The organism is Collimonas fungivorans Ter331, from assembly GCF_000221045.1.
GTDB classification, from domain to species: Bacteria; Pseudomonadota; Gammaproteobacteria; order Burkholderiales; family Burkholderiaceae_D; genus Collimonas; species Collimonas fungivorans_A.
Map to the genome: position 1 here is coordinate 3,798,185 of NC_015856.1, position 21,449 is coordinate 3,819,633.

The 21,449-nt window shown below is 61.5% G+C and carries 14 protein-coding genes; 9 read left to right on the forward strand and 5 right to left on the reverse strand.

Annotation, left to right across the window (positions count from 1 at the left end; genetic code table 11):
• Positions 1 to 55: 55 nt before the first annotated feature.
• Both CFU_RS16780 and CFU_RS16785 read right to left on the reverse strand, forming a co-directional pair.
• On the reverse strand, positions 56 to 886 hold the full coding sequence (locus CFU_RS16780) for a carbon-nitrogen hydrolase family protein (protein ID WP_014007228.1): 831 nt from the start codon (positions 884 to 886) through the stop codon (positions 56 to 58).
• A 38-nt stretch (positions 887 to 924) separates the two neighbouring features.
• Entirely contained in the window at positions 925 to 5,130 is a 4,206-nt protein-coding gene (locus CFU_RS16785) for a YhdP family protein (protein ID WP_041742238.1), read from the reverse strand.
• A 230-nt stretch (positions 5,131 to 5,360) separates the two neighbouring features.
• Here CFU_RS16785 and glnE point away from each other — a divergent pair, with 230 nt between their 5' ends.
• Positions 5,361 to 8,114, forward strand: a complete 2,754-nt coding sequence (gene glnE / locus CFU_RS16790) for a bifunctional [glutamate--ammonia ligase]-adenylyl-L-tyrosine phosphorylase/[glutamate--ammonia-ligase] adenylyltransferase (RefSeq protein ID WP_014007230.1) — start codon at positions 5,361 to 5,363, stop codon at positions 8,112 to 8,114.
• A gap of 83 nt (positions 8,115 to 8,197) precedes the next feature.
• Here the strand turns inward: glnE and gap are convergent, their stop codons facing one another.
• From gap to tkt, 3 genes are read right to left on the reverse strand one after another with little or no spacing between them, the layout of a single operon-like run.
• Positions 8,198 to 9,211: a type I glyceraldehyde-3-phosphate dehydrogenase gene (gene gap / locus CFU_RS16795; RefSeq protein WP_014007231.1), complete on the reverse strand. Its 1,014-nt coding sequence runs from the start codon at positions 9,209 to 9,211 to the stop codon at positions 8,198 to 8,200.
• A 36-nt stretch (positions 9,212 to 9,247) separates the two neighbouring features.
• Positions 9,248 to 9,823 carry a GNAT family N-acetyltransferase gene (locus CFU_RS16800; RefSeq protein ID WP_014007232.1) on the reverse strand — a complete coding sequence of 192 codons (576 nt, stop codon included), beginning with the start codon at positions 9,821 to 9,823 and terminating at the stop codon, positions 9,248 to 9,250.
• Positions 9,820 to 11,814: a transketolase gene (gene tkt, locus CFU_RS16805; RefSeq protein ID WP_014007233.1), complete on the reverse strand. Its 1,995-nt coding sequence runs from the start codon at positions 11,812 to 11,814 to the stop codon at positions 9,820 to 9,822. Before tkt ends, CFU_RS16800 begins: the two co-directional genes overlap by 4 nt.
• Before the next feature lie 302 nt (positions 11,815 to 12,116).
• On the opposite strand from tkt, the gene CFU_RS16810 reads away from it, so the two are divergent.
• From CFU_RS16810 to CFU_RS16845, 8 genes are all read left to right on the forward strand, one after another.
• On the forward strand, positions 12,117 to 12,842 hold the full coding sequence (locus CFU_RS16810) for a 16S rRNA (uracil(1498)-N(3))-methyltransferase (protein WP_014007234.1): 726 nt from the start codon (positions 12,117 to 12,119) through the stop codon (positions 12,840 to 12,842).
• Positions 12,843 to 13,087: 245 nt separating this feature from the next.
• On the forward strand, positions 13,088 to 13,567 hold the full coding sequence (locus tag CFU_RS16815; protein WP_014007235.1) for a YidB family protein: 480 nt from the start codon (positions 13,088 to 13,090) through the stop codon (positions 13,565 to 13,567).
• 234 nt (positions 13,568 to 13,801) lie between these two features.
• The gene (locus CFU_RS16820; RefSeq protein WP_014007236.1) at positions 13,802 to 14,788 is read left to right on the forward strand and encodes a bifunctional riboflavin kinase/FAD synthetase; all 987 of its coding nucleotides are present in this window, start codon (positions 13,802 to 13,804) and stop codon (positions 14,786 to 14,788) included.
• 67 nt (positions 14,789 to 14,855) lie between these two features.
• Positions 14,856 to 17,765, forward strand: coding sequence for an isoleucine--tRNA ligase (gene ileS, locus CFU_RS16825; RefSeq protein WP_014007237.1), 2,910 nt, complete (start codon positions 14,856 to 14,858; stop codon positions 17,763 to 17,765).
• Positions 17,766 to 17,898: 133 nt separating this feature from the next.
• Positions 17,899 to 18,402 (forward strand): signal peptidase II, encoded by a 504-nt coding sequence (lspA, locus tag CFU_RS16830; protein WP_041742240.1) that lies wholly within the window; start codon positions 17,899 to 17,901, stop codon positions 18,400 to 18,402.
• Between the two features lie 68 nt (positions 18,403 to 18,470).
• Complete coding sequence (gene coaBC, locus CFU_RS16835) at positions 18,471 to 19,676, forward strand: bifunctional phosphopantothenoylcysteine decarboxylase/phosphopantothenate--cysteine ligase CoaBC (protein WP_014007239.1); 1,206 nt, start codon at positions 18,471 to 18,473, stop codon at positions 19,674 to 19,676.
• A gap of 123 nt (positions 19,677 to 19,799) precedes the next feature.
• Positions 19,800 to 20,249, forward strand: coding sequence for a dUTP diphosphatase (gene dut, locus CFU_RS16840; RefSeq protein ID WP_041742241.1), 450 nt, complete (start codon positions 19,800 to 19,802; stop codon positions 20,247 to 20,249).
• A gap of 11 nt (positions 20,250 to 20,260) precedes the next feature.
• Positions 20,261 to 21,343, forward strand: a complete 1,083-nt coding sequence (locus tag CFU_RS16845; protein WP_238531327.1) for a M48 family metallopeptidase — start codon at positions 20,261 to 20,263, stop codon at positions 21,341 to 21,343.
• Positions 21,344 to 21,449: the final 106 nt, after the last annotated feature.

Sequence of the window (21,449 nt, forward strand, 5' to 3'; positions counted from 1 at the left end):
GTCCTGGCGCTGAAAATAGTAATATCTAATAGTAAATTCGTATTGCCAACGATTGCTACAACTTGCGATGCAGCAACGCCGGCAAACTGTCCCGCACTCCCTTAAGGAAATGGGGGTCGATGCTGCCGCAGACAAGGCCCTCGCCCTCCGCCAGCACCGATTTAATTTCACCCCAGGGGTCGATCAGCATGCTGTGGCCCCAGGTGCGGCGGCCGTTGGGGTGTTTGCCGCCTTGCGCCGCCGCCAGCACATAACACTGGTTTTCGACGGCGCGGGCGCGCAGCAGGATTTCCCAGTGGGCCTTGCCGGTGGTGTAGGTAAACGCCGCCGGCACCACGATCAGGCTGCAATCGCCCAGCGCCCGGTACAGCTCAGGGAAACGCAAGTCATAGCAGACCGACAAGCCGACCTTGCCGAACGGCGCTTGGAAACTGCCGGTGTCCTTGCCGTAGACGATGGTGCGCGCTTCATCGTAGGATTCCTCGCCCTTGCTGAAGCTGAACAGGTGGATCTTGTCGTAGCGGCTGACCTGGCGGCCGTCGGGGTCGAACACCAGAGTGGTGTTGAGCACCTTGCCGACCTCGTCGGCGATCATTGGCAAGGTGCCGCCGATCAGCCAGATGCCATGCTCTCGCGCCAGCTGCGCCATGAAAGTCTGGATCGGCCCTTCGCCCAGGATTTCGGCGCAGGTCAGCTTGTCGGTATCCTGCATGCCCATGATCGGCCAGTACTCGGGCAACAGCACCAGCTGCGCGCCCTGCGCGGCGGCTTCGGCCACCAGGCGCCGCGCGGTGTTGAAATTTTCTTCCAGCACCGGCGTCGACACCATCTGGATCGCGGCGACGTTGAAACTGGCTGAACTGGCTGAGCTGGGTATTTGGCTCATGGTGCGGACTCCTGTGCGGGAACAAAGCTAAGGAAAAATTACCGGCCGGATGACAAGTCAGGCGTGCTCGCCGTCGGCGTTTCGGTCTTGTGATCGAGTTTGGTCACGACCGGATCGGTCCAGCCGCCGGTAATATTATATTCAAAGGTGAAGGCCCGCATCAGCGGGTCGCGCAGGAACAGCTGCGCCAGGAAGGTGCCGATGCCGATCACCGGATTGATCGCCAGCGCCACCACCGAGGCGGTGCCGGCATTAATCTCTGGCAGCACCGCCACGTGCAGGTCCTGGGTCTCGCGCGCGATGTCGGCCACGCCGTCCATCAGCACCGTGGCGCTGACGCCGCGCATCTTGAAATTGTCGGTATGCGCCTTGCCTTGGGTGATGGAAGCGGTGCCGACGACGCTGTCGAAAGCAAAACCTTCAGAAAAGATGTCGCGGAAATCCAGCGTCAGGCGGCGCGGCAGCGATTGCAGGCTGAGCACGCCGAGCAGCTTGGCGGCGCCCGGGTCGACTTTCAGGAACTGGCCAGCCGCCATGTCCAGGTTGATCTGGCCGGACAAGGATGGGATATCCATGGTGAACGGCAAACCCTTCCAGCTGACTTCGCCGTCCATCCGTCCCTTGGCGGCGCGCAGCACGTGCGCAAAACCGAAACGGTCCAGCAGCTTGCCGGCATCGGCGATGTCCATGGCGTAGGTCAGGCTGGTGGTGTTGTCGCCGTTGACGGAGGTCCATTTGCCGTCGGCCTTCAATTCCGCATCGGGATTCTTGATCGACAGTTTATGGATGCGCCATTCGTTGCCGACATTGGCGCGTACATTGTTGGCGCTCAGTTCAAGCCGTCCGAGCTTCTTGCCGAGCAGCTGGAAATCTTCGGCGACGATGTCCAGCCCGGGAATCTGGGTGGAGCCGCCCTTGCCTTCCAGCACGTCACCGACATCCGTCTCGCCGCCCTGAGGAATGATCAGCGAAGACAGGCGCGCGGTCACCTTGCCGAGGCCGCGGCCCGAGGGTGAAGCGTTCCAGGTCACAAAACCCGAAGCCTGCCTGGAGTCGATGTTGACCTGCCAGGCGTTTTTCTGATGGGTCGCGCCCAGCACCACGTTGTCCAGCGTCTTGCCCAGCAGGATCAGCTGGCCGGCCCTGACCGACACCAGGTTCGGTTCGGCATACTGCGCCAGGCCGGTCAGGGGCGTTTCCTCGCCCGTCTTGACGGCGCCGTCCTCGTTCAAGGCGCCGGCCAGGTTGTTCCAGGCGTCGACGTTCAAGGTCTTGGCGTTCATGTTGATCGCCACCCCGCTATCCGGTTCCGGCAGAGGCGAATTGATGCCGATGCCGCCGCGCAGGATTTTCCAGTCGGCCGGCTTGCCATTCTCGACGGCGTTCTTGCCGAGCGGCTTCTGCCGCTGGTAACGCGCAACGATGGCCGATCCCAGCGCCAGCTTGAGTTCATCGCGCGCCATTGCCGCATCGTCGGAAGCGACGCCGAGCCACTCGAATTTGAACGGCATGGCTTCGCTGGCGCTCTTGCGCAAGGGTTCAGGGAAATCCAGGCCTATGCCTTGCAAGCTGGATTCGACCACCAGCTCCGGATGATGGTCGCGGATCGCCACGGTGGCGGTGTAACGGCTGCTGCCGCTGGCGTGCGACAGCAGCTTTTGCATCGCCGCGGCGGGATATATGGCGCGCAGGCCGTCGGCGCCGGCGTTGCCTTCGATCTTGATCAGGGTCTGGCGGTCAGCCTGGGTGCCGCCGCTGGCTTGCACCGGCCCGCCCAGCAGGCTGCCCTTGATGCCGTTCAGGTTGAAGCCTTTTTCGTTGAATTCCAGCTGGCCGGTGGCGTTGGCGATAGGCGGAATGATCTTTTGCAGGACCACGTCATTGTTCTGGAATTGCAGCACGCCGGTGACCTTGGCGTCGATCAGATGGGCCAGCGGCAACTGCAGGTTCAGCTGCAGCTTGGCGTTGCCCTTGGCTTGCGATTCGCTGGTGAAGCTGTCGATCCAGTGCAGCACCGGACTGTCTTTGGTGAACTGCACGAAATTCTGCAAGGCGCCGGCAGCGCTGCCGTCGATCAGCAGCATCTCGTCGTGCGACGACAGGTCCGGTACGGTCGCCGTCACGTCGCTCACCGCCACCTCCGAGGTTTGCGCGCTGGCGGCCTTGATCTGCAGGCGCGTGCGGTCCACCGCGAACGTGCCCTCTATCTTTTCCAGCAACGGCCACAGAGGCTGCTTGCCGTCCTGGCCAACATGCGCGGGATCGTATTCAAGGGTGCCGTTTTCTATTTTGCCGGCAATGCTGAATTCGCCTTTCGGTTTAGCGTTCGCGGTGTCGGTGCGGAACGGGAAATCGGCCAGGTCGCCCTTGAGCCTGATCGTTACGTCTTTTGCCTTGCCTTCCTTGAGCGCGCCGACCAGCCAGTTGCGCAAATGCTCGGGGGTATGCAGCGGCAGGTAGTTGCCGATTTTTTTCAGGTCGAATTCGCTGATGTTGCCGGTCATGTCGATCACCCCCAGCGCGCCGTCGCGGCGATCGTGGCGATCTTGCAGCGGCAACAGGTGCGTGCCCGACAAAGACCCGGCCAGGCCATCCTGGACGAAATTCATGCTGTCGATCTGCAGCAGCACATTCTTTTGCTGGAAATTCCAGCGCGCCTGCATGTCGAGCTTGTCGAAAGGCAGCAGCGGCGCGTCGAAGAAGCCGGGCAGCTCCAGCTGGGTTTTTTCCGATTTCAGGTTGACGCTGCCGCCCTCCTGGTTGGCGTTGACGCTGCCGCTCAGGTTATCGACCCCGGGAATCCCCGGCACCGCGGCTTGCGCCGGCTGGCTGGCAGTCTTGGGCTGCGCCGCACGGGGCGCTTGGGCCTTGACGGTCAAACCTTCGAACTGGCCTTTTGCGCTGTACGATGCGATCGCCGGATAAGCGCCCTGCCATTGCGCGGCAAAATCGCGCAACTGGCCGCGCGGCGCAAAATCGTCAATCATCTTGATCTGTGCAGCGCTCAGGGGCAGGCGCTGAGCAAAACTCGCCAGCGTCTGCAAATCCAGCTGCCTGGCCTGCAAGCTGTATTTTTCCGCTTGCTTGCCTTGCGCCGGCACATACGATTCGCTGATGGTAGTGCGCGGCAGGCTCAGGCCGTCGGCGGTCTTCAGTGAAAAATCGGTGAGCGTTACCGTGTGGCCGTTGGCGCCGAAGGACGGCACGCCGTCTTGCGGCGCCGGCCCCAGTTCCTCATGGGCGGAAACCCGTCCGCTGATATTCTCCAGGGCCAAGGGCTGCAGGTCGGGCCGCAGCCGCATGGCCAGGCCGTCCAGTTCAAGATCGGCGGTAAAGTTGCTCATCTTGGCGTGGTCCAGGTCCAGCCAGGCTTGGACCGCGCCCTTGCCCTGGCTGATTTCGACCGGATAGTCGAAGTAAGGCTTCCACACGGTCAGGTCGGCGTCGTGCAGGTTGGCGTAGAGGGTGCCGGTCCAGCGCTTGACATCGGCGGTCTTGTGGGTAAATACCGGATGGACAAAATTCGCCCGCACATCCAGCGGCGCGGCGAATGACGCCGGCGGCGTCGCCCGCACCGACAATTGATGGCGGCGCCAGCGGTTTTGCAGCACCAGGTCGATATTGGTCAGGACCAGTTCCGGCGCCTTGCGCAAGTCGTCGCGCCAGCGCAGCTGACCGTCGCGGATCACGATCTTGCGCTGGGCCAGCAGCCATTCGGCGCCGGCGCCATCGTTTTCCTGCTTGGAATTGACCAGGATGCCGGCCACGAACAGATTGCCCTGGGCATCGCGCTCGACCTGCAAATCGGGTTTATTGATCTCCAGCGAAGCCAGCCGGACGGCGCCCACCAGCGCGGAGCGCCAGGAAATGGTGGCCGCCACCTGCGGCAAGGTCAGGGCGGGCTGACCTCCTTTATCGTGCACCACTACGTTGTCCAGCACCAGGTGCGGCTGCAAGCCATGCCAGGATGCCTGGATCGCGCCGATCGAAATCGGATTGCCCACTGTTTTGCTGACGATATGCTCAACTTCAGCCTTGTAGTAGCCGACGTTCGGCAACACTACATAACGCAAACCCAGGAACAGTCCGCAAAACAGGAAATACGCCACGACCAGCAATGTCAGCAAAGCGCCCAGCAGATGATGGGTAACCAGGTTAACGTGTTTGTAAGTGGCAATCCCGGCGCGCCAGCAGATGGCAAGCTTGCTGGCCGGCGACGGGATTTTTGCTTGTTCTTCCAACATCAATCAGAATGGGTAAAATTAATCATTGTGAGACAGGGCGGGGATAGGAAGTAAAATAAATCGGCTATATCTGAGTGTTTCAAAATAGCAAACTGTTCGACAAGCCGCCAAGCCATATGTTCGCATGGATCGGCCCGCACATAGCTGAAAAAACGAAAAGGCCCTGGAAAACCCTGCCATTTTCCTTGAATCCTGCGCCATTTACCCTTTAATTCTTTGAATCCGTCTCTGTGAATCCATCTCTATTAAGCAGCACCGCCGCCTCGCGTTATTTCTCGCGCTGGGTGAATGCCGAAGCCGGACGCGCCGGCCAGGTCGCAGAGTTGGCCAGACCGTTGACAAGATTAACCGTCGACGCGCCGCTGCTCAGGCATTTATTACAAAAAGAAACAGATTCCGGCATGCCGTTACCGCGCGCCATGCGCCGCCTGCGCAACCTGCTGGTGTGCACCCTGATCGAACGCGACCTGCGCGGCGTGGCCGACCTGGATGAAGTGGTCAGCGCCGTCACCGCCTTCGCCGAATTCGCGGTGCAAACCCACCTGGCGGCGCTGACTGCCGACCTGGTGGCGCTGCACGGCATGCCGCTGGGCGAAGAATCGGGGCAACCGCAAGAGTTGCTGGTGCTGGGCATGGGCAAACTGGGCGGCTGCGAACTCAACGTTTCTTCCGATATCGACCTGATCTTCACCTACGCCGAAGATGGCGATACCCAGGCCGGCGACGGCCAGCGCGCGCTGTCGAACCATGAGTTCTTTACCCGCCTCGGCAAGAAACTGATCGGCGCCTTGTCCGAGATCACCGAAGACGGCTTCACCTTCCGGGTCGACATGGCGCTGCGGCCGAACGGCGCCTCGGGGCCGCTGGTGGCCAGCTTCAACATGGTCGAGACCTACCTGGTGACCCAGGGCCGGGAATGGGAACGCTATGCCTGGTGCAAGGCGCGCGCGCTGACCGGGCGGCCGGAGGACATCGCTGTCCTGGCCAACATCAGCCGTCCGTTCGTGTTCCGGCGTTACCTGGATTACGGCTCGATCGACGCCATGCGTTCCATGCACGCGCAGATCCGCACCGAAGTAAAACGCCTGGAAGCGTTGCATCCGGAACGCAGCAACAACGTCAAGCTGGGGCGCGGCGGCATCCGCGAAATCGAATTCCTGGCGCAGGTGTTCCAGCTGATCCGCGGCGGCCGCGACTGCGATTTGCGCGACCGCTCGACCCGCGCCACGCTGCGCACCCTGGCCGTCAAAAACCTGCTGGACGCCGAAGTCGTCGACAAGCTGCTGGCAGCCTACGATTTCCTGCGCAACCTGGAGCACCGGCTGCAATACCTGGACGATGCGCAAACCCATACCTTCCCGACCAATGACGCCGACTGCCTGATCGTCGCCCAGACCATGGGTTTTCCCGATGTGCCGTCACTGATGCTGGAACTCGACCAGCACCGGGCGCTGGTCGACGCCCAGTTCGACGATATCTTCAAGGACAAGCGACACAGCCGCCCCAGCCAGCAAGACTGGGACGACTGTGATAATCCGCTGCACACGCTGAGCGAAACCGACAGCCGTGAAACGATTGCGCTGGTGCTGACCCACTGCGGCTTCTCCGACGCCTCGGCGGCGGCGCAGCGCCTGGTCACCACCTGGCAATCGACGCGCGTGCAGAACCTGCCGGCGGCCAGCCGCGCGCGCCTGCTGGCGCTGGTCAATGCGGCGCTGCCGGTGGTGGCAGCCATTCCGGAGCCCGAGCGCCACCTGCCCACCCTCAACCGCCTGCTGGATTTCCTGGAGGCGATCGTGCGCCGCGCCGCCTACCTGGCGCTGCTGACCGAATATCCGGCCACCCTGCACCGCGTGATCCGCATGATCAGCGCCAGCGACTGGGCCGCGAAGTACCTGACCCAGCATCCGATCCTGCTGGACGAGCTGCTCGATCCGCGCAGCCTGAACGCGGCGCCGGACTGGCCGGTGTTCGCCCAGGAATGCAAGCGCCAGCTCGATACCGCGCCGGGCGACACCGAACGGCAGATGGATATCCTGCGCGAAATGCACCATGCACAGCAATTCCGCCTGCTGGCGCAAGACCTGGAGGGGGTGCTCAGCGTCGAGGCGCTGGCCGACCATCTTTCCATCCTGGCCGACATTCTGGTGGCCGCCACCGTGCAGGCGATCTGGAACATGATGCCGGGCCGCCATCGCGAAACGCCGCTGTTCACCGTGATCGCCTACGGCAAGCTGGGCGGCAAGGAGCTCGGTTACGTCTCCGACCTGGACGTGGTGTTCCTGTACGAGGATGAAGACCAGGACGGCCCTGCCCTCTACGCCAAGCTGGCGCAACGCTTCATCACCTGGATGACCAGCCATACGCCGGCCGGCATCCTGTTCGACATCGACATCGCGCTGCGCCCCGACGGCGCCAGCGGCCTGCTGGTGTCGTCGTTCGGCAAGTTCGAGAAATACCAGCGAGAATCGGCCTGGCTGTGGGAGCACCAGGCCCTGACCCGAGCCCGCTACTGCGCCGGCGACGCCGCCATCGGCGAACGCTTCGAAACCTTGCGCGTGGAAGTGCTGCGCCAGCAGCGCGATGCCGCCAAGCTGCAAAGCGAAGTGCTGGAGATGCGCCAGAAAATGCGCGACGCCCATCCCAACCGCAGCGACCGTTTCGACCTCAAGCACGACGCCGGCGGCATGATCGACATCGAATTCCTGGTGCAATTCCTGATCTTGCGTCACGCTGCCGCCTACCCGCAGCTGACCGCCGACATCGGCAACATCGCCTTGCTGAAACTGTGCGGGGAACTCGGACTGATTGACGGCAGCCTGGCCAACGCAGTAGCCGACGCCTACCGCACTTTCCGCAAACTGCAGCATCAGGGCCGCTTGCAGGGAGAAGAACGGGCGCGCGTGGCGGCGAGCCGCATAGCGTCCGAAATCTCGGTGGTAAAACAATTGTGGTCCGAAGTTTTTACGACCACAGCAACGTAGGGTGGGCACGCCTTTGTGCCCACCCTACGCAAAACGCCCCGCTCAATGCATGAGCGGGGCGTTTTATTTATGCAAACCCGGTTTTATTTGGCGTTAACCAGTGCCACCGTGGTGTCCAGCATACGGTTCGAGAAACCCCACTCATTGTCGTACCAGCTCGACACCTTGACCAGGCGACCGGACACCTTGGTCAGCGTGGAATCGAAGTTGGAAGAAGCCGGGTTGTGGTTGAAATCGACCGACACCAGGGGTTCGACGTTGTAAGTCAGCAAGCCCTTCAAGGCGCCGTTTTCCGATGCATCTTTCATGATCGCATTGACTTCATCGACAGTCGTGTCGCGCGCGGCGACGAACGACAAGTCGACCAGCGAGACGTTGATGGTCGGCACGCGGATCGCAAAACCGTCCAGCTTGCCGTTCAGCTCAGGCAGCACCAGGCCGACCGCAGCGGCAGCACCGGTCTTGGCCGGAATCATGCTCATGGTGGCGGAACGGGCGCGGCGCAGATCTTCGTGATAGACGTCGGTCAGCACCTGGTCGTTGGTGTAGGAATGGACAGTGGTCATCAGGCCGTTCAGCACGCCGATCTTGTCGTTCAGCGGCTTGACCAGCGGCGCCAGGCAGTTGGTGGTGCAGGACGCGTTGGAGATCACGGTGTCGCTGGCTTTCAGCACGCCGTGGTTGACGCCGAACACGACAGTGGCGTCGACATCCTTGCCGCCCGGTGCGGAGATGATGACTTTCTTGGCGCCGCCCTTGATATGGGCGCTGGCCTTTTCCTTGGTGGTGAAGAAGCCGGTGCATTCCAGCACGACGTCCACGCCCAGCTCGCCCCATGGCAGTTCGGCCGGGTTACGCTGCGCCAATACCTTGATGCGGTCGCCGTTGACCACGATGAAATCGCCGTCCACCGTCACGGTGCCTGGGAACTTGCCGTGGGCGGTATCGTACTGGGTCAGGTGGGCATTGGTTTTTGAGTCGCCGAGGTCGTTGATGGCGACGATCTCGATGTCATGCTTTTTGCCGCCTTCGTAATGGGCGCGAAGGATGTTGCGGCCGATGCGGCCATAGCCATTGATGGCGACGCGAATAGTCATGGTTTTCTCCTAAGGTATTAACATATCAAAAAAAATTCAATTGACCCTGATAGTACGCCAGCCGTAGCCGGCTTCCTGCAAATCCAGACCATCCCAGCTGAACGGCTGCTCGGCCAGCAGCTCGGCGCCGAGCATCTCGTAAAACTGCCGCGCCGGGCGATTGTCCGCCAGCACCCATACCAGCATGTTGTTGGCGCCGGCGCTGGCCAGGGCGGCGGCCACGTGCGCCACCAGCTTGCGGCCGATGCCGGCCCGCTGCACCGACGGCTCCAGATAGATCGCGGTCAGCTCGGAATCGAAGCCGAGCTTGGCCTCTGCCAGCGTCATGCCGGCAGCAAAACCCAGCACCTCGCCGTCGACCTCAGCCACGAAAACATTGGCGGCATTCGATGTCGCCGCCAGGATGCGGCTCCAGATAGCCTTACTGTCTTCGACCTTCATGCCGTCCAGGTAATCGTCCGGAATGATGCCGCGGTAAGTGGTGCGCCAGCTATCGATACGCACCGCCGCAATCACCCCCGCATCGGCGACGGTGGCGCGGCGGATGACAACATCACCGACGACGTTGGTGATGTCCATCTTGCCGATAGCTCTCGCAGCTCTCAGATTCATGCCAGTACCAGCTTGGTCTTGGCCACGACGTTTTCAACAGTGAAGCCGAAGTGCTTGAACAGCACAGGGGCAGGAGCCGATTCGCCGAAGGTGTCGATGCCGACCACGGCGCCTTCCAGGCCGACATACTTGTGCCAGAACGCCGTCACGCCGGCTTCGATCGCCACGCGCGGCACGCCGCGCTCCAATACGCTGGCCTTGTATGCAGCTTCCTGGCGGTCGAAGACGTCGGCGCAAGGCATGGACACCACGCGCACTGCAATGCCTTCCTGCGCCAGCGCAGCGGCGGACTGCATCGCCAGTTCCACTTCGGAACCGGTGGCGATCAGGATTGCCTTGGCGTCCGGCGCATCTTTCAGGATGTAAGCGCCGCGCTTGATGTCGGCGATCTGCTGCGCATCGCGTTCCTGGTATTGCAGGTTCTGGCGCGAGAAAATCAGCGTGCTCGGACCGTTCTTGCGTTTCACCGCCTGTTCCCATGCCACGGCCGATTCAACCGTGTCGCATGGACGCCAGTTGTCCAGCTGCGGAATCAGACGCAGGCTCGACACGTGTTCCACCGATTGGTGGGTCGGGCCGTCTTCGCCCAGGCCGATGGAGTCATGGGTGAACACGAAGATCGAACGGATCTTCATCAGCGCCGCCATGCGCAGGGCATTGCGGCTGTAATCGGAGAAGGTCAGGAAAGTGGCGCCGAACGGGATGTAGCCGCCATGCAGGGCGATGCCGTTGATCATGGCGCTCATGCCGAATTCGCGCACGCCGTAGTTGATGTGGTTGCCCGGCTGGTCGGCGCGCACTGCCACCGATTCTTTCCAGTTGGTCAGGTTGGAACCGGTCAGGTCGGCCGAACCGCCGAGGAATTCCGGCAGCACCGGCGCCAGCGCCTGGATCGCGTTCTGGCTGGCTTTGCGGGTGGCGATGGTTTCTTTCTTGGCGACGCAGCTGGCGACGTAGTCGCTCGCGGTCTGTTCGAAATTGCCTGGCAATTCGCCCTTCATGCGGCGCGTGAATTCAAGCGCTTGCTGCGGGTATTCGGCAGCGTAGGCGGCGAACAGCGCGTTCCAGTCGCCTTCGAACTGCTTGCCTTGCGGCTTGGCGTCCCAGGCGGCGTAGACGTCTTCCGGGATTTCGAACGGCGCCGAAGTCCAGCCCAGCGCTTCGCGCACGGCGGCGATTTCCTTGTCGCCCAATGCCGCGCCGTGCACCTTGTCGGTGCCGGCCAGGTTCGGCGAACCCTTGCCGATCACGGTCTTGCAGCAGATCAGGGTCGGCTTGTCGGACAGCTTGGCCTGGTGAATGGCAGCGCTGACGGCTTCCACATTGTGGCCGTCGACGGCGCGGATCACGTTCCAGCCGTAGGCTTCGAAACGCTTCGGGGTGTCGTCCTTGAACCAGCCTTCGACATGGCCGTCGATCGAGATGCCGTTGTCATCGTAAAGCGCGATCAGCTTCGACAGGCGCAGCGTGCCGGCCAGCGAACAGGCTTCGTGCGAAATGCCTTCCATCAGACAGCCGTCGCCGACGAAAGTGTAGGTGTAGTGGTCGACTACCGGGAAATTGGCGCGGTTGAATTCCGCCGCCAGCAGTTTTTCCGCCAGCGCCATGCCGACCGCATTGGTCAGCCCCTGGCCCAGCGGACCGGTAGTGGTTTCTATGCCCGGCGTGACATCGACTTCAGGATGGCCCGGCGTCTTCGAGTGCATCTGGCGGAAATTGCGCAGCTCGTCCATCGGCAGGTCGTAGCCGGTCAGGTGCAGCAACGCGTACTGCAGCATCGAACCATGACCGTTCGACAACACAAACCGGTCACGGTTGAACCAGTGCGGATTGGCCGGGTTGTGACGGTAGTGCTTGGCCCACAAGGCGACTGCGATTTCCGCCATGCCCATCGGCATGCCGGGATGGCCGGAGTTGGCTTTCTGTACAGCGTCCATTGCCAGCGCGCGGATTGCATTGGCCATCTTGGTAGTCGGGAGTGTGGAGGTCATGGTGTGAGCAAGTAGACAACGAGTTGAAAATCGGTTGGCGGGCCAAAAGCGGCAAAACAGCCCACAAAGGCCGATATTTTACCAAAATGCGATCGATTCCGGTTCAAATCGGCTCGTCTCTCCTGCGTCGATACCGTAAAGGAGCAGTAAAATGCTGCGGCGCTCCATACAAAAGCTATGTACAGTGGATATCCGGGGGCAGGATCGGTTCCTGCTTATTTCTTGCTACAGTCATGCTGGCTGCCCGCGCATTACTCTGTACCCGCTCCATCAATACCGACGAATAAGAACTTATCAACGCCATGCCTCGTTTCTACATCCCTGCCCCGCTCGAAATCGGCCAGCTGCTGGCGCTGCCGGAAGCCGTCGCCCATCACCTGCTGGTGCTGCGGCTGGGGCTGGCGGCGCCGATTACCCTGTTCAACGGCGAAGGCGGCGAGTACACCGCCACCATCGTCAGCATCGAAAAAAAGCGCGTGAACGTCGAGATCAAGACTTTTTCACCGCGCGAAGCCGAGCTGCCGTATGCAATCACGCTGGCCCAGGCGCTGCCGGAATCGTCGAAACTGGACTGGATCATCGAAAAAGCCGTCGAGCTCGGCGTTGCTGCGATCCAGCCGCTGGCGGCGCAACGCTGCGTGGTGCGCCTCAACAGCGAGCGCGCCGAGAAGAAGCAAAACCACTGGCAAGCGGTGATCGTCGCCGCTGCCGAACAGAGCGGCCGCAACCGCCTGCCTACCCTGTCCACCCTCAGTCCTTTCAACGACTGGGCGCAGCAGCAGGATCTCCACAAGCGCATCCTGCTGTCGCCGCGCGGCGAACAGTCGCTGTCGGACTGGGCGCGCCACCAGCCGCCGCAGGCGCTGGCGCTGCTGATCGGTCCGGAGGGCGGCTTCACCGAAGCGGAAGAAAACCTGGCCTGCAGCCAGGGCGCGCTGATGCTGTCCATGGGTCCGCGCATCCTGCGCACTGAAACCGCTGGCCTGGCGGCGCTGGCGGCCATCAATGCGATCTGGGGCGAGATGTAGTTTCGCCAACTTATTTGATCGGCTTATCGCTTGCCTCTATCGATCCTACAATTTGTTCTAAGCAAAAATATCAGCACTGGCTAGAATGAGAGACGCAGCCAAGACACAATCGTTTTCAGTTGCATAACTACTCAAAGCACTTAACGCGTTGTAAGATTAATCTTCTCAACTGCTTTGTATTCCGCGAAGCAGTAATCTGCCTTGATGGCTGACGTTTTATTAAGCATTTTACTCAGGAGAATATTATGGGATTGCTGGATTCGGTACTTGGCGCAATCGGTGGCGGCGGCCAACAGCAAGCAGGTGGAAATAACACGCAAGCCCTGTTGATCCAGGCTGCATTGCCGTTGCTGCTGAAGGCATTGCAAGGCGGCGGCACAGGCGCTGGCCAGGCTGCCGGCGCGGACGCTGGTTCTGCTGGCGGCGGCCTGCTCAGCGCATTGGAAGGCGCGGGCCTGGGTTCGGTCGTGCAGTCATGGATAGGCACTGGCCAGAACCAGCCTATTTCGCCGGACCAGGTACAACAGGCTCTGGGCGGCGGCCAGCTGCAGGAACTGGCGCAAAAGGCCGGCATTTCACCGAGCGAAGCAGCCGGGCATCTGTCGGAAATCCTGCCTGGCCTGGTAGACAAGCTGACGCCACACGGCGAAGCTAGCCCTGCCCCTGGCGGCGTCGATCTCAGCAGTTTGCTGGGTGGACTTCTGGGTGGGAACAAACCGGCCTAAGCAAAACCAGGCTGAGCTGATTGATAAAAATCGCCCTCCGGGGCGATTTTTTTTGGCCATGGCAATCCTGAATTCCTGATTCAGTATCCAAAATTCAATAAAATAGCCGTTTTATCAATTAAAAATCGTGCAATCAGCTGCGGTTCGACTTCAGGGCAGGGGCAAGACGCCGAAAGCATTTATAATGCAGGGTTTTGGCAACAAATATTCCGGTCACTTATTTCGGTCACTCCCATGAAGGTATTTCGCGGACTTCCCAACGCCGAATCGCGCGCGCCTTGCGCGCTCACTATCGGCAACTTTGACGGCGTGCATCGCGGCCACCAGGTGCTGCTCGCGCACGTCCGCAAGGCCGCCACCGAACTGGGGCTGGATGCCGCGGTAATGACGTTCGAGCCGCACCCGCGCGAGTTTTTTGCGCAACGTTCCGGCCAGCCGGACAATATGCCGACCCGCGTCGCCAACCTGCGCGACAAGCTGCAGTCGCTGTCGCAGGCCGGTATAGACCGTGTGATCGTCGAACATTTCAACGCCAGCTTTGCCGCCATGTCGCCCCAGGATTTCATCGAAAAAGTGCTGGTGGAAGGCTTGCATGTGAAATGGCTGATGGTGGGCGAAGATTTCTGTTTCGGCGCCCGCCGCGCCGGCAATATCGCGACCTTGGTCGAGGCCGGCAAGAAATATGGCTTCCAGGTCGAGACTTTGCCGACCGTGATGAACGACGGCGCGCGGGTATCCTCATCGGCGGTGCGGGCTGCGCTGGCGGCTGGCGATTTCAGCCATGCGCGAGCCTTGCTGGGCCATCCGTACTCGATCTCGGGCCACGTAGTGCACGGCAAAAAGCTGGGCCGCACCATCGGTTTCCCGACCCTGAACCTGCGCGTCAACCATAAGCTGCCGGCGCTGTCCGGCATCTTTGTGGTCAATGTCCACGGCCTGGCCGAACAGCCTTTGCCGGCAGTCGCCAGCATCGGCATCCGCCCCACCGTGGACGACAGCGGTCGAGTGCTGCTGGAGAGTTATATCCTCGACTTTGCCGGCGATTGCTACGGCAAGCTGATACAGGTCGAGTTTTTGCAGAAACTGCGCGACGAAGAGAAATATGTCGACCTGCCGACCCTGACTGCCGCGATTACGCGCGATGTCGGCAATGCGCGCGCGTATTTCCGCCAGCACGGCCAGCACGATATGTCGGCAGTTTCGGCCACTGACCGAATTTGACGCTGTCGCAACTCCTCGGCCTTGCCCGCATTTATGTTGGCCCCACAGAATTCCACTGAAGAAAATTATGTCCGACCAGACCAGCAAACCAGAAAACGATAAACCTGCGAAACCGCAAAGTAAATTGCAAAATAAACCGCAGAGCAAATACCCGGTCAACATGACCGAGACGCCCTTCCCCATGCGCGGCGACCTCGCCAAGCGCGAGCCGCAATGGGTCAAGCAATGGCAGGAAAAGAAAGTCTACGAACGGATCCGCAAAGCCTCCAAGGGCCGCCCGAAATTCATCCTGCATGACGGCCCGCCGTACGCCAACGGCGAGATCCACCTGGGCCACGCCGTCAACAAGATCCTCAAGGACATGATCGTCAAGGCCCGCAACATGGCCGGCTTCGATGCGCCTTATGTGCCGGGCTGGGATTGCCACGGCATGCCGATCGAGATCCAGATCGAAAAGAAATACGGCAAGAACCTGCCGGTGGCTGAAGTGCAGTCGAAAGCGCGCGCTTACGCCAACGAACAGATCGACCTGCAGCGCAAAGACTTCATCCGCCTCGGCGTGCTGGGCGAATGGGACAACCCCTACCTGACCATGGCCTTCGGCAATGAAGCCGACGAACTGCGCGCGCTCGGTGCCATCCTGGAAAAGGGTTATGTCTATCGCGGCCTGAAACCGGTCAACTGGTGCTTCGATTGCGGTTCGGCCCTGGCCGAGGCGGAAGTCGAATACCAGGACAAGCGCGACCCGTCGATCGACGTCGGCTTCCCGTTTGCCGAGCCGGACAAGATCGCCGCCGCGTTCGGCCTGGCGTCGCTGCCGGCCGGCCAAGGTTATGTCGTGATCTGGACCACCACGCCGTGGACCATCCCGTCCAACCAGGCCCTCAACGTCCATCCGGAAGTCGACTACGCGCTGGTGCAGACCACGCGCAACGGCGCGCCGCTGCTGCTGATCCTGGCGCAGGACCTGGTGGAAGACTCGCTGCAGCGTTTCGGCCTCGAAGGCAAGGTCATCGCCAGCTGCAAAGGCGAAGCGCTGGCGCTGATCAATTTCAAGCATCCGCTGGCCGCCAGCGATCCCGGCTACAACCGCCTGTCGCCGGTCTACCTGGGCGACTACGTCACCACCGACAGCGGCACCGGCATCGTGCACTCTGCGCCAGCCTACGGCATCGAAGACTTCATCTCCTGCAAAGCGCATGGCATGAAGGACGACGACATCATCAGCCCGGTCATGGGCGACGGCAAGTTCGCGTCCTGGCTGCCGTTCTTTGCCGGCATGACCATCTGGGAAGCATCCAAGCCGATCTGCGCCAAGCTGGAAGAAGCCGGCGCGCTGTTCAAGCTGGTCATGTTCGACCACAGCTACATGCACTGCTGGCGCCACAAGACGCCGATCATCTACCGCGCCACTTCGCAGTGGTTCGCCAGCATGGACAACTTGCCGAAGGACGGCCAGCCGAGCCTGCGCGCAACCGCCCTGCAAGCGATTGAAGAAACCGCATTTTTCCCTGCCTGGGGCAAGGCGCGCCTGCACGGCATGATCGCCAACCGCCCCGACTGGACCCTATCGCGCCAACGCCAGTGGGGCGTGCCGATGGCGTTCTTCGTGCACAAGGAAAGCGGCCAGCTGCATCCGCGCACGCCGGAGCTGCTGGAACAGATCGCGCAGCGCGTCGAGCAAAGCGGGATCGAAGCCTGGCAGGCGCTGGACCCGAAGGAATTGCTGGGCGACGACGCCGTCAACTACCTCAAGAACAAGGACACGCTGGATGTCTGGTTCGACTCCGGCTCTACCCACCAGACGGTATTGCGCGGTTCGCACGCCAGCCAGCTGCAGTTCCCGGCCGACCTCTACCTGGAAGGTTCGGACCAGCATCGCGGCTGGTTCCACTCGTCGCTGCTGACTTCCTCCATGCTGAATGGCCGTGCGCCGTATAACGCGCTGCTGACGCACGGTTTCGTGGTCGACGGCGAAGGCCGCAAGATGTCGAAGTCGCTGAAGAACGGCGTCGAACCGCAAAAGGTAGCGGATTCGCTGGGCGCGGAAATCCTGCGCCTGTGGGTGGCTGCCAGCGACTACTCAGGCGAGATCACCATCTCCGACGAAATCCTGAAACGCGTCACCGAATCGTATCGCCGCATCCGCAATACCTTGCGCTTCCTGCTGGCCAACACCTCCGACTTCGATCCGTTGAAGGACGCGGTGCCGATCGCCGACCTGCTGGAAATCGACCGCTATGCGATCGCCAGCATGGCGCAGTTGCAAGCCGACATCCTGCAGCACTACGAGACTTACGAATTCCATCCGGTGATCTCGAAGCTGCAGATGTACTGCTCGGAAGACCTGGGCGGCTTCTACCTCGACATCCTGAAAGACCGCCTGTACACCAGCGGCGTCAGTTCGCCGGCGCGCCGTTCCGCGCAGACCGCGATCTGGCACATCACCCAGGCCTTGCTGCGGGTGATGGCGCCGACGCTGTCGTTCACGGCGGAAGAAGCCTGGTCGTTCTTCGCCAGCCCGGAAGCGTTTGCCGCCAGCGATGAAACCATTTTCACCCAGACCTATTACACGCTGCCGGAAATCGACGGCGCTGCCGCCCTGATCGATAAATTCAGCGCGCTGCGTGCGGTGCGCGCCGACGTCACCAAGCAGCTGGAAGAAGTGCGGGTCGCGGGTGGCATCGGTTCTTCGCTGCAGGCGGAAGTCGAAATCAAGGCGGCGCCGGCCAAGCATGCGCTGCTCAGCAGCCTGGGCGACGACCTGAAGTTTGTCTTGATCACTTCCAGCGCAACGGTATCGGAAGTGGCGACCGAAGCAGAAGAAACGATCGTGGTGACGCCGTCGGCGCAGCAGAAATGCGAACGCTGCTGGCATTACCGGGCCGACGTCGGCAGCCACCCGGAACATCCGGGCCTGTGCGGACGCTGTGTCGCCAACCTGTTCGGCGACGGCGAAGACCGGCATTTTGCGTAGGGTGGGCACGCCGTGCCCACGCGTGACAGCGATAGCCGGAGTATTGGCCCATTCGGTACTGAAATAGACATATACGTAGAGTGAATTCCTGCGTGGGCACGATGTGCCCACCCTACAACCAACTTATCTTAATATGGCCACCAAAAAACGTTCCTCGTCATCTTCTTCCAACTACGGCCTGGCGCCATGGCTGGCGATCGCCGCACTGGTGCTGCTGCTCGACCAGCTCACCAAGATCACCATCGTGCGCCTGTTCAGCTACGGCGAATCGCATGCCGTGACCTCCTTCTTCAACCTGGTGCTGGTGTATAACAAGGGCGCCGCGTTCAGCTTCCTGTCCACCGAATCCGGCTGGCAGCGCTATTTTTTCACCGCGCTCGGCATCGCCGCTGCGCTGTTCATCACGTTCCTGCTGAAACGCCACGCCGGACAACGCATGTTCTGCACCGCGCTGGCCCTGATACTGGGCGGCGCCATCGGCAACGTGGTCGACCGTATCGCCTACGGCCATGTGATCGATTTTCTCGACATCTACGTGCGCAACTGGCACTGGCCGGCTTTCAACATCGCCGATAGCGCGATCTGCATCGGTGCGGTATTGTTTGTCATTGATGAGCTGCGCCGCGTGAACAAGTAACTGAGCAAGCAACTAAGCAAATAAGCAAGTAAGCAAGTAGCCAATAGATAACGTTTCCAGGAGCAGGTATGGATCTCGCTGGTAAAAAAATCGTGCTGGGGCTGACCGGCGGCATCGCCTGCTACAAGGCGGCCGAATTCGCGCGGGCGCTGATCAAGGCCGGCGCTTCGGTGCAAGTCGTGATGACCGCGGCGGCCACCCACTTCATCACTCCCATCACCATGCAGGGCCTGTCCGGCAAGCCGGTGTTTACCGACCAGTGGGATGCGCGCATCGGCAACAACATGCCGCACATCGACCTCACCCGCGACGCCGACGCCATCGTGATCGTGCCCTGCTCCGCCGATTTCATCTTCAAGCTGGCGCACGGCGCCTGCGACGACCTGCTGTCGACGCTGTGCGTAGCGCGTCCAGCCACCCTGCCCTTGCTGGTGGCGCCGGCAATGAATGTCGAAATGTGGCAAAACGCGGCGACCCAGCGCAACCTGGCGCAGCTGCTGGCGGACGGCATCCAGCTGCTGGGGCCCGACGCCGGCGAGCAAGCTTGCGGCGAAGTCGGCATGGGCCGCATGCTGGAAGCCCATGAGCTGCTGGCAGAAGTAATCGCCTCGTTCCAGCCTAAGCTGCTCAAAGGCAAACGTGTGCTGCTGACCGCCGGCCCCACCTTCGAACCGATCGATCCGGTGCGCGGCATCACCAATCTTTCATCCGGAAAAATGGGGTATGCCGTGGCCCGCGCCGCGTATGAAGCGGGAGCGGAAGTCACCCTGGTATCCGGCCCGACGGCGCTCACCGCGCCCTACGGCGTGCGCCGCATCAGCGTCCAGACCGCGCAGCAGATGCACGATATCGTGCTGGCGCAGCTGGCCGGCGCCGATGAGCGCACCGATGTTTTCGTCGCCGTGGCGGCGGTGGCCGACTGGCGGGTAGCCAACGCCAGCCCGCAAAAACTGAAAAAGAACGCCGACGGCAGCGCGCCCGCACTGGTGTTCGAACAAAACCCCGATATCCTGGCGACAGTTGCAGCTTTGCCGAAAGCGCCTTACTGTGTCGGTTTTGCGGCCGAATCGGAAAACCTGCTGCAATATGGCGAGGCCAAGCGCCTGCGGAAAAACGTGCCGCTGTTGGTCGGCAATATCGGCCACGACACATTCGGCAAGGACGACAACCAGCTGGTGCTGTTCGACGCCAGCGGCCATGTCGACCTGCCGCGCGCCGGCAAGCAGCAGCTGGCGCGCCAGCTGATTGCGGCCATCGCAGCTCGTCTTGTTTAACAAATCGCCGGTCGTTTCAGCGCTGGCAATTTGCATCGAAAAGTAGCCTAATGAACACCCGGCGGCTGGTTTCTGCCATGTTTGCTGCATCTTTTTTTACCTAATAGATTGTTACAAAATTCAATGAATATCATCGACGTCAAGATTCTCGACCCGCGCATGCAAGATCAACTGCCGGCCTACGCTACCGAAGGCAGCGCCGGCCTCGACCTGCGCGCCTGCCTGGACGCCGCACTGACGATCAAACCCGGTGAAACCCACCTGGTCCCGACCGGCCTGGCGATCCATATCGGCGACCCGGCTTACGCGGCGATGATCCTGCCGCGCAGCGGCCTCGGCCACAAACACGGCATCGTGCTGGGGAACCTGGTGGGCCTGATCGACTCTGATTACCAGGGTCAACTGATGGTTTCCACCTGGAACCGCGGCACGACCGAATTTACCCTTAACCCGATGGACCGGCTGGCGCAATTGATCATTGTGCCTGTGGCCCGTGTCCGTTTTAATGTCGTAGCCGATTTCGAGAGCAGCGAACGCGGCGCAGGCGGCTTCGGCAGCACCGGAAAACATTGATGGAGAAACTGATGAGATTGACGCGTAACAATGGATGGCGGCAAGCCCGGCGCTGTGCAACGCTGGCGCTGCCAGTGCTGTTGCTGGCAGCCTGTGCCACACAGGAGCCGGCCACCACCGCGCCGCAAGTCGTGCCAGTCCCTCCCAAACCGGTCGTACTCACACCGCCGCCGCAACAGGCTGAACTGAAAGCCCTGATCGGCTTGCAAGACCGCTTGTACGACGTTGCCGCGCCTTTGCTGGTGAACAATGCCCTGCTGTGCCGGAACAATGCGCGCAACCTGCTGGGCTTCACCGCCAAGACCAAATATTCCTTTACCTCCGAGTTCATTGAAGCGGCAAGCGCTCTCGGCCTGAGCGACCAGCTACAAGTGACCGGCGTGCTGGCCGGCAGCGGCGCCGCCAAGGTCGGCCTGCAGCGCGGCGACCTGCTGGTGAGCATCCAGGACAAGCCGGTGCCGGCCGGCGCCGACGCCGAACGCCAGACTGCCCTGCTGCTCGGGCCGCTAGTGAACGGCCGCAACAGCATCAAGGTCGTCATTGCGCGCAACGGCGCCAACCAGACCCTGAACATCCCGCTGACCCGCGCCTGCGCTTTCGGCATCGAACTCGGCAACACCGAGAACGTGATCAGTTATGCCGACGGCCGCCGCGTGCTGATCAGCAGCGGCATGATGAAATACACCAAGAACAACGACGAACTGGCGCTGGTGATCGCCAAGGAAATGGCGCATAACACGCTGACGCATCCGTCGCGCCAGCGCAATACCGCCACCATGACCGGCGTCATCGACAACCTGATCCGCCTGAAGCCGGATACCGCGGCCCTGAACGGTATGGCCGGTGTCAAGCCTTATCCGCAGCAGTTGGACGTGGCGGCCGACAAGCTGTCGCTGTACATGGTTGCCCGCGCCGGCTACAAGGTCGACGACGCCGCGGCTTTCTGGCAACGGCTGGCGACCAGCTATCCGGCCAGCGTGCTCAATGGTTATACGGCGATCCATCCCGGCACGGAATCCCGCCTGTCGGCAATCCAGCAGGCTGTTTCGGACATCCAGGCCAAGCAGGCGAGCGGCACCGCCATACAACCTTAAACAAGCTCCATCGCGTTGCAGTTCAGCGATGGAGCGCCGCCCGATCCTCACAATGCGGCGGCCATAAAAAAGCCTGAATCACTTGCGTGCATTCAGGCTTTTTAAC

Excerpts from the sequence above, each read along its gene's own strand:
- CFU_RS16780 (WP_014007228.1), bottom strand. The coding sequence starts at position 886 with ATGAGCCAAATACCCAGCTCAGCCAGTTCAGCCAGTTTCAACGTCGCC.
- CFU_RS16785 (WP_041742238.1), bottom strand. The coding sequence starts at position 5,130 with ATGTTGGAAGAACAAGCAAAAATCCCGTCGCCGGCCAGCAAGCTTGCC.
- gap (WP_014007231.1), bottom strand. The coding sequence starts at position 9,211 with ATGACTATTCGCGTCGCCATCAATGGCTATGGCCGCATCGGCCGCAAC.
- CFU_RS16800 (WP_014007232.1), bottom strand. The coding sequence starts at position 9,823 with ATGAATCTGAGAGCTGCGAGAGCTATCGGCAAGATGGACATCACCAAC.
- tkt (WP_014007233.1), bottom strand. The coding sequence starts at position 11,814 with ATGACCTCCACACTCCCGACTACCAAGATGGCCAATGCAATCCGCGCG.
- CFU_RS16810 (WP_014007234.1), top strand. The coding sequence starts at position 12,117 with ATGCCTCGTTTCTACATCCCTGCCCCGCTCGAAATCGGCCAGCTGCTG.
- CFU_RS16815 (WP_014007235.1), top strand. The coding sequence starts at position 13,088 with ATGGGATTGCTGGATTCGGTACTTGGCGCAATCGGTGGCGGCGGCCAA.
- CFU_RS16820 (WP_014007236.1), top strand. The coding sequence starts at position 13,802 with ATGAAGGTATTTCGCGGACTTCCCAACGCCGAATCGCGCGCGCCTTGC.
- ileS (WP_014007237.1), top strand. The coding sequence starts at position 14,856 with ATGTCCGACCAGACCAGCAAACCAGAAAACGATAAACCTGCGAAACCG.
- lspA (WP_041742240.1), top strand. The coding sequence starts at position 17,899 with ATGGCCACCAAAAAACGTTCCTCGTCATCTTCTTCCAACTACGGCCTG.
- coaBC (WP_014007239.1), top strand. The coding sequence starts at position 18,471 with ATGGATCTCGCTGGTAAAAAAATCGTGCTGGGGCTGACCGGCGGCATC.
- dut (WP_041742241.1), top strand. The coding sequence starts at position 19,800 with ATGAATATCATCGACGTCAAGATTCTCGACCCGCGCATGCAAGATCAA.
- CFU_RS16845 (WP_238531327.1), top strand. The coding sequence starts at position 20,261 with ATGAGATTGACGCGTAACAATGGATGGCGGCAAGCCCGGCGCTGTGCA.